Annotated in this window: 13 protein-coding genes and 1 pseudogene; 8 read left to right on the top strand and 6 right to left on the bottom strand. The window is 70.9% G+C overall.

Translation table 11 applies throughout. The features are described from left to right. Positions 1-185: 185 nt before the first annotated feature. A complete protein-coding gene (locus ACWGJB_RS29080) occupies positions 186-983 on the bottom strand; it encodes an acetoacetate decarboxylase family protein (protein ID WP_453383022.1) in 798 nt (265 codons plus the stop codon). Between the two features lie 106 nt (positions 984-1089). Here ACWGJB_RS29080 and ACWGJB_RS29075 point away from each other — a divergent pair, with 106 nt between their 5' ends. The 3 genes and pseudogenes from ACWGJB_RS29075 to ACWGJB_RS29065 all read left to right on the top strand — a co-directional run bounded on the left by ACWGJB_RS29075 (position 1090) and on the right by ACWGJB_RS29065 (position 2338). Next, a complete protein-coding gene (locus tag ACWGJB_RS29075; protein WP_453383021.1) occupies positions 1090-1704 on the top strand; it encodes a TetR/AcrR family transcriptional regulator in 615 nt (204 codons plus the stop codon). Positions 1705-1748: 44 nt separating this feature from the next. Next, positions 1749-2009 (top strand): annotated as a pseudogene (locus tag ACWGJB_RS29070) (dihydrofolate reductase family protein); the annotation flags it as partial. A 155-nt stretch (positions 2010-2164) separates the two neighbouring features. Beyond that, on the top strand, positions 2165-2338 hold the full coding sequence (locus tag ACWGJB_RS29065) for a hypothetical protein (RefSeq protein ID WP_453383061.1): 174 nt from the start codon (positions 2165-2167) through the stop codon (positions 2336-2338). 287 nt (positions 2339-2625) lie between these two features. Here the strand turns inward: ACWGJB_RS29065 and ACWGJB_RS29060 are convergent, their stop codons facing one another. After that, the gene (locus ACWGJB_RS29060; protein ID WP_453383020.1) at positions 2626-3369 is read right to left on the bottom strand and encodes an ANTAR domain-containing protein; all 744 of its coding nucleotides are present in this window, start codon (positions 3367-3369) and stop codon (positions 2626-2628) included. A 126-nt stretch (positions 3370-3495) separates the two neighbouring features. Here ACWGJB_RS29060 and ACWGJB_RS29055 point away from each other — a divergent pair, with 126 nt between their 5' ends. After that, complete coding sequence (locus ACWGJB_RS29055; protein WP_453383019.1) at positions 3496-3828, top strand: helix-turn-helix transcriptional regulator; 333 nt, start codon at positions 3496-3498, stop codon at positions 3826-3828. A 265-nt stretch (positions 3829-4093) separates the two neighbouring features. Here ACWGJB_RS29055 and ACWGJB_RS29050 read toward each other — a convergent pair whose 3' ends face one another. Together ACWGJB_RS29050 and ACWGJB_RS29045 are read right to left on the bottom strand one after the other, a co-directional pair. Next, a complete protein-coding gene (locus tag ACWGJB_RS29050; protein ID WP_453383018.1) occupies positions 4094-4267 on the bottom strand; it encodes a CsbD family protein in 174 nt (57 codons plus the stop codon). Positions 4268-4444: 177 nt separating this feature from the next. After that, a complete protein-coding gene (locus ACWGJB_RS29045; protein ID WP_453383017.1) occupies positions 4445-5077 on the bottom strand; it encodes a UbiX family flavin prenyltransferase in 633 nt (210 codons plus the stop codon). A gap of 395 nt (positions 5078-5472) precedes the next feature. On the opposite strand from ACWGJB_RS29045, the gene ACWGJB_RS29040 reads away from it, so the two are divergent. From ACWGJB_RS29040 to ACWGJB_RS29030, 3 genes are read left to right on the top strand one after another with little or no spacing between them, the layout of a single operon-like run. After that, a complete protein-coding gene (locus ACWGJB_RS29040) occupies positions 5473-5682 on the top strand; it encodes a ferredoxin (RefSeq protein ID WP_450757136.1) in 210 nt (69 codons plus the stop codon). Beyond that, complete coding sequence (locus ACWGJB_RS29035) at positions 5672-7045, top strand: NAD(P)/FAD-dependent oxidoreductase (protein ID WP_453383016.1); 1374 nt, start codon at positions 5672-5674, stop codon at positions 7043-7045. Before ACWGJB_RS29040 ends, ACWGJB_RS29035 begins: the two co-directional genes overlap by 11 nt. Positions 7046-7083: 38 nt before the next feature. Then, positions 7084-8271: a cytochrome P450 gene (locus tag ACWGJB_RS29030; RefSeq protein ID WP_453383015.1), complete on the top strand. Its 1188-nt coding sequence runs from the start codon at positions 7084-7086 to the stop codon at positions 8269-8271. On the opposite strand, the gene ACWGJB_RS29025 is transcribed toward ACWGJB_RS29030, so the two are convergent. Then, the gene (locus ACWGJB_RS29025) at positions 8272-9258 is read right to left on the bottom strand and encodes a GlxA family transcriptional regulator (protein WP_453383014.1); all 987 of its coding nucleotides are present in this window, start codon (positions 9256-9258) and stop codon (positions 8272-8274) included. A 102-nt stretch (positions 9259-9360) separates the two neighbouring features. Here ACWGJB_RS29025 and ACWGJB_RS29020 point away from each other — a divergent pair, with 102 nt between their 5' ends. Further along, the gene (locus tag ACWGJB_RS29020) at positions 9361-9999 is read left to right on the top strand and encodes an HD domain-containing protein (RefSeq protein ID WP_453383013.1); all 639 of its coding nucleotides are present in this window, start codon (positions 9361-9363) and stop codon (positions 9997-9999) included. Positions 10000-10017: 18 nt separating this feature from the next. On the opposite strand, the gene ACWGJB_RS29015 is transcribed toward ACWGJB_RS29020, so the two are convergent. Further along, the gene (locus ACWGJB_RS29015) at positions 10018-10173 is read right to left on the bottom strand and encodes a TetR/AcrR family transcriptional regulator (protein ID WP_453383059.1); all 156 of its coding nucleotides are present in this window, start codon (positions 10171-10173) and stop codon (positions 10018-10020) included. Between the last annotated feature and the right edge of the window lie 104 nt (positions 10174-10277).

Here is a 10277-nt window from a genome sequence, read left to right as displayed (position 1 = left end):
GGGTGGGGGGGGGGGTGGGGGGGGGTTTGCCTGTATGGGGCCCCCGGGGTGCGCCCCCTCTTTTCCGGCCCCCCTCCCCCTCCCTTTTGGGGGGGGTCCGGGCGCGGCCGGGGACGGGCCGGCACGGAACCTCGGACCGGTGCGCGGCTGCGCCGGGCCGCCCCCGTGCTGGTCGCAGCGGGCGGTCAGTTGTCGTAGTCGGTGAGGGTCCTGAGGTCGTTGACGGAATAGGCGAGGTGGAAGCGGAAGCCCTTGCCGGTCCGCCGGACGGGGAGGTCGGCGAGTTCTTCCCCGCGGGCCGGGAGGAAGTCCAGTTCGCCGGTGCCGATCCAGGCCTCGGTGACGCTCACGTCGTCGAGGAGCGCGAGGACCAGCTCGTGAACGGCAGGCTTGTCGTGCTGTCCGGCGGCGAGGCGGGGGAAGTGCCGGAGGTTGACCACGGGGCGGTTCATGAGGGCGGCGGGATCGCCGAGGGGCTGTTCGAGGGTGACGCGGGCTTCGGCGATGCGCTGGCCGGCGGTGGAGGCGGTTGCGCCGAACTGGCCGCCCTTTCCGACCGGCGGGGTGGCGGGGCTGCCGACGGGGTAGGCGCGGGTCTGGTGGACGACGCCGAGCTTCTTGGGGAAGCCCTGGACCCAGCCGCGGGCCATGGCCGCGTCGTTGTCGACGTAGATGTAGGGGCACCAGGCGACGGGCATGTCGTCGAAGCGCGCGTCGAGGGTGGTGAGGAACTCCCGGTACTGGGAGCGGGCGGGGTCCAGGTACTCCTGGCCCGTGGAGGAGTACTGCCAGTCGATGAACATGGCCACGCCACGTCCGGGGGTGTCCGGGTCGAGCACGAGGCCCTCGGGGAGAGCCGCCTCGGCCGCGGCGGGGTCGGTGAAGAACTCGACGCCGACGACGGTTCCGGCGTAGTGCCACGGCGGGGTCGGCGCCAGGTTGGCGGTGCCGCGGGGGGACAGAGGCAGGGTGTAACCCTTCATGGCAGATTTCCCTTCCAGGATCGATACGATACGTACCGTTTCAATCGGACATCTCGACGCTAACACGCCTTGACCCGAAAACGAAACGGTACGTATCGTTGCGACCATGGGACTCGCATTCACCTCGGATCCGGCGGCCACCCCGCGCTCGGCCCCCAAGATCCTCGACGCCACCAGGGCGCTGCTGGCCGAGCAGGGCTACTCCACCCTCACCATCGAGGGGGTCGCGGCGGCCGCCGGCGTCGGCAAGTCGACGATCTACCGGTGGTGGCCCAACAAGGAAGCACTCGTCGCCGACGCGCTCGCGGAGGTGTTCCGGGCGGAGGAGATTCCAGACCAGGGCGACACCCGCGCGGAAGTGCGCCAGGCCGTCGACATGACGATCCGCAACTACGCCAACGAGGACCTGGCCGCGTCCCTGCCCGCGCTCGCCGCCGGCCTGCTGCCCCATCCTGAGCTCATGGCCCGCTTCAGGGAGACCTTCCTGCGCCGCAAGCGGCAGAACATCGACGGCGTGCTGCGCCGGGGGATGGAGCGGGGGGACCTTCCGTCCGACCTCGACACCGAACTGGTGCAGGACCTGTGGGCCGGCGCCATCCTCTACCGCCGACTCATGATCGGGTCGTCACTCGACGACAACCTCGCCGAACGCCTGGTCGAACTGGTGACACACGACCCGACAACGGCCCTGTCCCGCCGTCCGGCCACCTCGTCCGACTGAGGAACTCGCCGAGCGGAGTCCTTGAGCGGGCCCACGAGCATGGGAAGGAGACCGAGCGGTTGCGGGCCGAGCCGGGGGAGGGGGACATCGCCCTCGGCGGCGCGGCTCTGGCCGCCGAGGCGGCCGCGGCGTATCTGATCGACGAGTGCCGGGCCAGGGTCTACCCGGTGCTGGTCGGCGGCGGCGTTCCGATCTTTCCCCAGCGCGAGCGCCGGGTGGATCTCGAACTCGTGGAGACCCGCACCTTCGGTTCGGGAGTCGTCCACCTCCGCCACCGCGTGGCCCGCCAGCCGATTCGTGCATGACGGCTGCGTACGCCGCCCGGCCCCCGCGGTCTGGACCAGCGTTTCCGGCCGTGTCGGGTGGGGACTCGGCCGGAGTGAAGACCTCGGGGGGAGACGACGGAGAGTGGCTACGCCCCGGTCCGGAACGGGCCGGGGCAGGGAGAAGATGAGAAGCCGTGACCATGGAAGTCATCAAGACGAGCGGCGTCCGCGGATCCGAGACGGGTTGGGCGAAGGCGCGTCGCCTGCGCGGGAAGGGCATACGCACCTGGGTGCGTGCCACGGTCGAGGGCGACGCGGGTCGGCCGCGACGCGGGGACGACTGGAACGTCGTACGGGGTGAGGACTGAGCCGCCGTCACTTCCGGGCTGCTTCCCCTGGCGGCGCTCGTTGCGGCAGTGCCTGCGGACGGTCGGACAGGGGAATCGCGTGGGTCATCCGTATGCAGGGCGTCATCGGACGCGGGCTGGCCCGCCGAGACCGCTCGGGCCCTGGTCGCGCGCGAGACGACGCCGGACGTCGGCGTCGAGGCACTGCCTCGCGGGTGAGCGTGTCCGGACGGTCCGGTGCCCGGTGCTGGAAGGGATGCGCGCGGATTCGATCCGTCGCATCCTGTCACCTGCCCCGCGCGGCCCTGTCATCCGGACGGGCTGCCCTCCTCGGCGCGGAGCGCGCTCACCGCGGCGGCCAGGTGGGTCCGCAGGCCGTGGGGCAGTGAGTCGCCCTGCAGGGCTGCCAGGACCTCCTCGGCGATGTGGTGCAGCTTGGTGTTCGTGTTCTGGGAGACCGCGACCAGCACGGCCCACGCGTCCTCTGCGTTGAGGGAGAACGTCGCCATCAGAACGCCCGTGGCCTGGTCGATGGCCGGGCGCGTACGCATGGCCCGTCGTAGCTGAGCGACCTCGGCCAGAAGGTCGTCCCCACCCAGGGCGTCCTTGATCTCGTCGTCGCTCAGGGTGTCCTCCGTCTCCCCGCTCCGGGCGTCCTTCGCCGCCCAGGTACCCGTCAACAACGGCCACGTTCCTGTCTTGATCAAGAGATTCGTCACAACCGGGCCGACCACCCCCACGCTGAGAGTCTTGCCGTGCCCGGCGGCGTGCCGCCGCGCGGCCAGCAGCACGTTCAGCCCGGAGCAGTCACAGAACTCGACTCCGCCCAGGTCCAGTTCCACGTGGTCGCGGCACCGGCTCACGGCGTCCTCCAGCGCACACTTCAGCACCTGCTCGCCGGCGACATCCAGCTCGCCGCGGATCACGACGGTCACGGTGCCGTCGTGCGACCACGTGCGTACCTCGGGTTCGTACGGCATGGCGACCGGCAGGGTTCCGGCTGCCTTCACACCCACGGGGCCGGCAGGGTGCGGGATTCGCCGCTGCTGCATGGCTGCCTCCACACGACGGCACAAGTTCTCCACAAGAGTTGCCCACCGGCCGATTACACGTCAAGAGATACCGGAAAAGAGTTTCAGTCTTTTGAATGCGTGAACAACACGTCTAGTCTGGGAGGCATGGGGCAAGTAGCTGAGGCACCAGAGCCACACACCGGTTGGACGTTTCTCACCAATCACGCCCGCGTGCTGGTCGCGATCGCGGAGGACCATTCCACCCGCATCCGCGACATCGCGGCGCGCTGCCGGCTCACCGAGCGGGCGGTCCAGAAGATCATCACCGATCTGGAGTCCGAGGGGTACCTGACCCACACCCGCGACGGCCGGAGCAACAGCTATCGCATCCAGCCGGACACCAGTCTCCGTCACCCCGCGGAAGGCGGCCTCCCCGTCGCGGAACTGCTCGCCTTCCTCCTCCAGCACGACCACGAGCGCGGCGAGCGCCGAGCATGAACCCACCCGGCCGCGCCGCTTCGAGCAGGCGTCCAAGACGCGGGGTTCGGCACCGCGCAGGTCGGCCGGATCGGCAAGGGCCAGCAGAACCTTCAGACAACGTCACGCACGTCGTCAGATCACCGGCCGGCATCCGCTCGGCAGGATGTCGCACGACCATGATCTCCTTGGCTCCCCGGGCAGGGAACGGGCCGGCCACCGGGTGCCCCAGCGCGCGCAAAGGAGCGGGATCCCCGAAATGAGATCCCGCTCCGCGTCGGTCCTGTCAGTGCTTGAAGATGTCCTTCGTCTTCTCCTTGGCCTGACGCGCCGCACCCTTCGATTTCTTGGCCTGCCCTTCGGCCGTCATCCGCTCGTTGCCCACGGCCTGGCCGACCGTCTCCTTGGCCTTTCCGGTGGCCTCTTCCATCTTGCCCTTGGCCTTTTGCTCTCCGGACATCGTCGTTCACCGTCCTAGTCCCCATAGGAAACCGTGCAACGTCCCGAGTACCCCCTGTCGGGCGATGAAACGGAATGACATCCACCAGGGGCAGCCGTCAGTCCGCACGGGCAGGTGTGAGAAGCGGTCGACACGGTCCGGGTCAGGGACGGCAGCCGGGCGGTCGGCCACGGTGGGTCACCGCGGTCGAGTGTGCTCGCGTCGTGCCGCCGTGTCGCTGCCGTCCCACTGGTAGTGATCCGTGCCGGGCAGATCCAGGAACTCCAGGACGCGTTCGACGAACTCGTCCCGAAGCTGCGTGAGGGTCTGCGGCAGGTTGTAGTACGTGGGGATCATGGGGTACACGGTGGCGCCCGCCTCCGTGACGGCGACCATGTTGCGCAGATGGATGAGGTTCAGCGGCGCCTCACGGAGGCAGAGGACGAGTTTGCGCCGCTGCTTCAACATCACGTCCGCGGCTCGCTCGATGAGGCTCTGCGTCTGGCCGTGAGCGATGCGTCCCAGTACGCCGGCCGCGCACGGCAGGATGATCATCGCGTCGCTGGGGTAGCTTCCGCTCGTCACCGGCCCTGACATGTCCGCCGGATCGAGGAAACGTACCTTCGGCGATGTCGCCTCCAGAGCCTGGACCACCGAATCCGGATCTTCGCCGGTCCGGAATTCGAAGGCCACCAGTTTGCGTCCGTTGGCCGACACCAGGAGATTGACACGGCCGACCCGGTCGTCCCCTTGAAGTGCGGCGAGCAAGGCCTTGGCCACACCGGTGCCGCCCGCTCCCGTGACAGCGACCGTCACATTGCGCTGGTCCACGATTTTCCCGTCCCTAACGCATCGGTTCGGCCCGACGCACACGGATCCGTACCTCAGCGGGTGACAGCCAAATCCCACTGATCACTCGCCTGGCGGCGCCTTCCTGCCCCTCGTCACCCCGGCGGCGCACACCGTTCGGCGAGGTATCGAAAGAGACCCGAACCGACTGGGATCTCGAACCCGGCGGCGTCGAGCGGCAGTTGCCCTCGACCGGTCCCTGACGAAAGCGAGCGAATTCCCGCTGCGGCACCGACGGCATCGGGAGCAAGGCCCGGGCGGCGGCGGTGGTGGGTCTGGTGCTGCCGGCAGTGTGGCGTGCGGGAGCTCCGGTGTGGCTCCATGCTGGAGACGAGGGGCGGGCACGAGGGGGGTGCGGCAACGGAGGGAGTGGTGGGATGCAGACCGTTGTGGACCTCACACGCTGCCAGGGCTATGCACAGTGCGTCTTCCTCGCACCGCGGGTGTTCGAGCTGCACGGGGACGAGGGGCTGCTGTATGCCACGGCCGTCCCGGACGACCAGGTGGAACGGGTGCGCCAGGCCGCGGCCGCTTGCCCGGTGCAGGCGATCCTCCTCGGGGAAGAGGTGAGCGGCGGTGCCCGGTGACCTCAAGGACGGCCGTGTCGTCATCGTCGGAGCGTCGCTGGCGGGGCTGAGGGCCGCGGAGGGGCTGCGTGACGAGGGCTTCACCGGCTCGGTGACCGTGGTCGGGGACGAACCCCACCCGCCCTACGACCGGCCGCCGCTGTCCAAACAGGTACTGCTCGGGCAGGCGACGGCGGACACCACCGGCCTGCCGATGCGCCGCGATCCGGACGCCGACTGGCGGCTCGGGGTACGCGCGTCCGGCGTGGACCTGCTCACGAAACAGGTGCTGCTGGAGGACGGCGAGTCGCTCCCGTACGACCGGCTGCTGATCGCCACCGGCACCCGCGCACGGCCGTGGCCCAACGCCGAGGAAGGCGCCCTGGACGGGGTGTTCACCCTGCGCACCCGCGAGGACGGCGAGGGACTGGCCGAGCGGCTGGCCGCCGGGCCGGAACGGGTGCTGGTCATCGGCGGGGGCTTCACCGGCTCGGAGATCGCCTCCGCCTGCCGGGAACGCGGACTGGAGGTCACCGTCGCCGAACGCGGCCCCGCGCCACTGGTGGGCGCCCTCGGCGGCACCCTGGCGAAGCTGGCGGCCGCCATGCAGCGCAACCACGGCGTCGACCTGCGCACCGGGGTGACGGTCACCGCCCTGCACGGGGACGGGAACGGCGTCTTCACCGGCGCGCAGTTGTCCGACGGCAGCCGCGTCGACGCCGACGTCTGCGTCGTGGCGCTGGGCGCGGTCCGCAACGTCGAGTGGCTGGCCGAGTCCGGACTGGCGGCGGGCCCGCGCGGGATCGCCTGCGACGCCGGCTGCCGCGCCTTCACCATGTACGGCATCGTCACCGACGACGTCTTCGTGGCCGGTGACGTCTCCCGCTTCCCCCATCCGCTGTTCGGCTACCAGATGCTCTCCCTGGAACACTGGGGCAACGCGGTCGAACAGGCCGCGGTGGCGGCCCACAACATGGTCAACCCGGGGCCGCTGCAACGCCCCCACCTGGCCATCCCGACGTTCTGGTCGACCCAGTTCGGGCTCAACATCAAGTCGGTGGGCGTGCCGACCTACTCCGACCACGTGGTCATCGCCCAGGGTTCGCTGGAGGCGCGCCGCCTGGCCATGGTCTACGGCTACAAGGGGCGGGTCACCGCCGCGGTCACCGTCGACATGGCCAAGTCGCTCGACTACTACCGGCACATGATCGAGACGGCCGCTCCGTTCCCGCCCCCGCCCGGCGCGGCGGACCGGGCGCTCGCGGCCGACGTCCCGGTCCCGTCCGACGTGCCGGATCCCTCCGTGCTCTCCCACGGCCCCACCGTGGCGCTCACCGGATACCTGCCCGACCGCCGACTGGCCGTGGTACAGCCGACGCGCTGACCCGCGTCCGTCCACGACTCCCACCACGAGGAGCCACCATGGACTCCGAGACCCTGCTGACGCGGATCACCGACTACGCCAGCCGTCCCGACCCCTACCCGCTGTACGCGGAACTCCGGGAGGCCGGACCCGTGGTGCGGCAGGCGGACGGCAGCTTCCTGGTCGGTGGCTACCACGACATCGCCGCCCTGCTCCACGACCCGCGGATGAGCGCCGATCCCCGCATCCGCGGCCAGGTGACGCACAAGCCGCCGTTCCTGCGGCTCGACGACCCGGAACACCACAGGCTCCGCACGCTGGCCATGCGGCCCTTCGGACCGCCCCACAGCCCGGGCCGCGTCGATGCCATGCGCGACGAGATCGACCGGATCACCAGGGAACTGCTGGAACCCTTCGAGGCGGGCCGGCAGATCGACCTCGTCGACGACTTCGCCTACCCGCTGCCCGTCACGGTGATCTGCCGCCTGCTCGGCGTGCCACGCGAGGACGAGCCGCTCTTCCGGGCCTGGTCCGACGCGCTGGTCGCGGCGGCCGACCTCAAGCCCGAGGAGGAGGGCACCGCCGGGAAGCACGAGGCGGGCGACCAGGCACGGATCGAGTTGGGCGGGTATCTCGTGAACCTCGCCGAACAGCGCCGCGGCACCCCGGGCGACGACCTGCTGTCCGCCTTCGTCAACGAGCCGGACCCGGCCTTGCGGCTGACCCAGGAGGAACTCGCGGAAACCGCCGTGCTGTTGCTCATCGCGGGACACGAGACGACGGTCAACCTCATCACCAACGGGGTGCTCACGTTCCTGCGCCGGCCCGAGCACCTGGACCACCTTCGCCGCGACCCCGGCCTGCTGCCGCGAGCGGTCGAGGAACTCCTGCGCTACGAACCCCCGGTCCACATGCGCGAGCGCGTCCCGCTCACCGACATCGCCGTCGGCGACACCACGCTCGCCCGGGGCTCCTCCGTCATCCTGGCCCTGGCCTCGGGCAACCGCGACCCCCGGCGGTTCGACGATCCCGACCGGTTCGACCCCACCCGCCCGGACAACGAGCACCTCGGCTTCGGCAACGGCATCCACCTCTGCTACGGCGCACCACTCGCCCGCATCGAAGCCCAGACCGCGCTCGGCGCACTGCTCCCCCTGCTCGGCACGGCAGGCCTGGTCCAGGACCCACCTCCCTACCGCCAGAACGCCATGCTGCGCGGCCCCCGCCACCTGCCGATCCAACTGTGACTACCCGCTTGCGGTCCGCCGGTCCGCCTCCTGGCCGCCGCCGGTCGTGGCGAAGCGGCTGCGGTAGTGGGTCGGGGTTGTGCCCAGATGGCGGGCGAAGGCGCGGCGGAGGGTCTCGTCGGTGCCCAGGCCGCTGTGGAGCGCGGCCGAGGTGACGCTGTGGCCTTCCAGGAGCAGTTGCTGGGCACGGTCCAGACGGACCCGTTCGACCCAGCGGGCGGGTGTGGTGCCCAGTTCGGCGCGGAACAGCCGGGTGAGATGGCGGGCGCTGACGGCGGCCGACGCGGCCAGGGCGGGCAGGCTGTGGTCGGCGGTCGGGTCGGCGAGTACGGACGCGACCAGGGTGCGGAGGAGGTCGCCGCGGGCCGGTGGAGTGGTGATGGCGGTGGAGAACTGGGACTGCCCGCCCGGGCGTTGCATGAAGACGACCAGTTCGCGGGCGATGTCCCGGGCCACGCCGGCGCCGTGGTCGTCCTCCACCAGGGCGAGAGCGAGGTCGATGCCCGCGCTGATGCCCGCCGAGGTGACGTACCGTCCGTCGCGGATGTGGATGGCGTCCGGCTCGACCCGCACCCGCGGGTATCGGCGGGCGAACGTGGCCGCGTGCCGCCAATGGGTCGTCGCACGGCGGCCGTCGAGCAGGCCCAGCTCGCCCAGGACGAACGCGCCGGTGCACACCGAGGCGACCCGGCGTGCCCGCCCGATGAGTTCGCGGGCCGTGGCCAGCAGTTCCTCCTCGATCGGCCGCTCGGCCAACCGGTCGCCCCCCGCGACCAGGAGCGTGTCGAGGGGGCCGGCGTCGGCCGCCGGGACCGTGCCGGTGAGTGCCAGGCCGGCGGAGGTGGTGACCGTCCCGCCCTCCGGTGAGACCAGCACCAGCTCATAGGGGTCGGCGAGGCGGCCAGCCTGGTGCAGCACCTCCGACGGGCCGCTGACGTCGAGCATGGTCACCCCGTCGAAGACCACAAAGCCCACCCGATGCGTCATGTCCGAATCCGTGGCTTTCCTGGCAGCAGAGACATGGCCCAGCGTACGTCGCCCGGAGAACCCTGGAGGTACACCACCCATCCGACCTGGAGGCTGAGAACGATGAGCGAAGAGATCGCAGGCGTACGGATCCCGGACACCGCCCTGGTGCGGGAGGCCACCGAGATGGTGCGCGACGTCGCCACACCGCTGGTGTTCGACCACTCCCGGCGGGTCTTCCTGTGGGGCTCGCTGCGCGGCCGGGCCCTGGGGCTGGCCTTCGACCCCGAGCTGCTGTACGTGGGGGCGATGTTCCACGACCTCGGGCTGACCAAGAGCCTGCGCCGCACCGACCAGCGGTTCGAGATCGACGGCGCAGACGAGGCCCGCAGCTTCCTGCACGCCCACGGCATCACCGGCGAGCCCGCCGCCCGGGTCTGGACGAGCATCGCCCTGCACACCACGCCGGAGATCCCGCTGCACATGGCACCCGAGATCGCCCTGGTCACCCGCGGGGTCGAGCTGGACGTCCTGGGCATCGGCTATCACGAGGTCAGCGACGAGCAGCGGGCGGCGGTCGTCGCGGCGCACCCGCGCCCGGACTTCAAGAACCAGATCCTCGCGGCCTTCACCGAGGGCATCCAGGACCGCCCCGACACCACCTTCGGCAACGTCAAGGCCGACGTACTGGCCCACTACGTCCCGGGCTTCCGGCGCGGCGACTTCGTCGAGGTCATCAAGGTCTCCGCCTGGCCCGAGTGACCGGGCCGCGGCGGGAGGTCAGTTCGGCGGGTTCCCGAGCAGGGCTTCCACGATGTCACGGAGCGGGTCCACGAGGTCGTCGGGTGTCGCTTCGGCCAGCGGCCGCAGCCCGACGGCCGAGCGTACGACGGCGACACCGACCCCCAGCGCGACCAGCAGCTCCGCCCGCAGCAGGGCGGCGGGGGGCCAGTGCGCCCCCCCCGCCTAGAGACCCAACCCGCCGATCAACACCAACGCCCCACGGGGCCGCGACGGCCCCCGCTCGTCCCCCGAGTCCC

The sequence above is a fragment of the Streptomyces sp. NPDC054813 genome (assembly GCF_053611365.1).
This window is presented reverse-complemented; position numbering and strand designations above follow the sequence as displayed.

Coding starts and splice junctions, on each gene's coding strand:
- ACWGJB_RS29080 (WP_453383022.1), bottom strand. CDS start 983: ATGAAGGGTTACACCCTGCCTCTGTCCCCCCGCGGCACCGCCAACCTG.
- ACWGJB_RS29075 (WP_453383021.1), top strand. CDS start 1,090: ATGGGACTCGCATTCACCTCGGATCCGGCGGCCACCCCGCGCTCGGCC.
- ACWGJB_RS29060 (WP_453383020.1), bottom strand. CDS start 3,369: ATGCAGCAGCGGCGAATCCCGCACCCTGCCGGCCCCGTGGGTGTGAAG.
- ACWGJB_RS29055 (WP_453383019.1), top strand. CDS start 3,496: ATGGGGCAAGTAGCTGAGGCACCAGAGCCACACACCGGTTGGACGTTT.
- ACWGJB_RS29050 (WP_453383018.1), bottom strand. CDS start 4,267: ATGTCCGGAGAGCAAAAGGCCAAGGGCAAGATGGAAGAGGCCACCGGA.
- ACWGJB_RS29040 (WP_450757136.1), top strand. CDS start 5,473: ATGCAGACCGTTGTGGACCTCACACGCTGCCAGGGCTATGCACAGTGC.
- ACWGJB_RS29030 (WP_453383015.1), top strand. CDS start 7,084: ATGGACTCCGAGACCCTGCTGACGCGGATCACCGACTACGCCAGCCGT.
- ACWGJB_RS29025 (WP_453383014.1), bottom strand. CDS start 9,258: ATGACGCATCGGGTGGGCTTTGTGGTCTTCGACGGGGTGACCATGCTC.
- ACWGJB_RS29020 (WP_453383013.1), top strand. CDS start 9,361: ATGAGCGAAGAGATCGCAGGCGTACGGATCCCGGACACCGCCCTGGTG.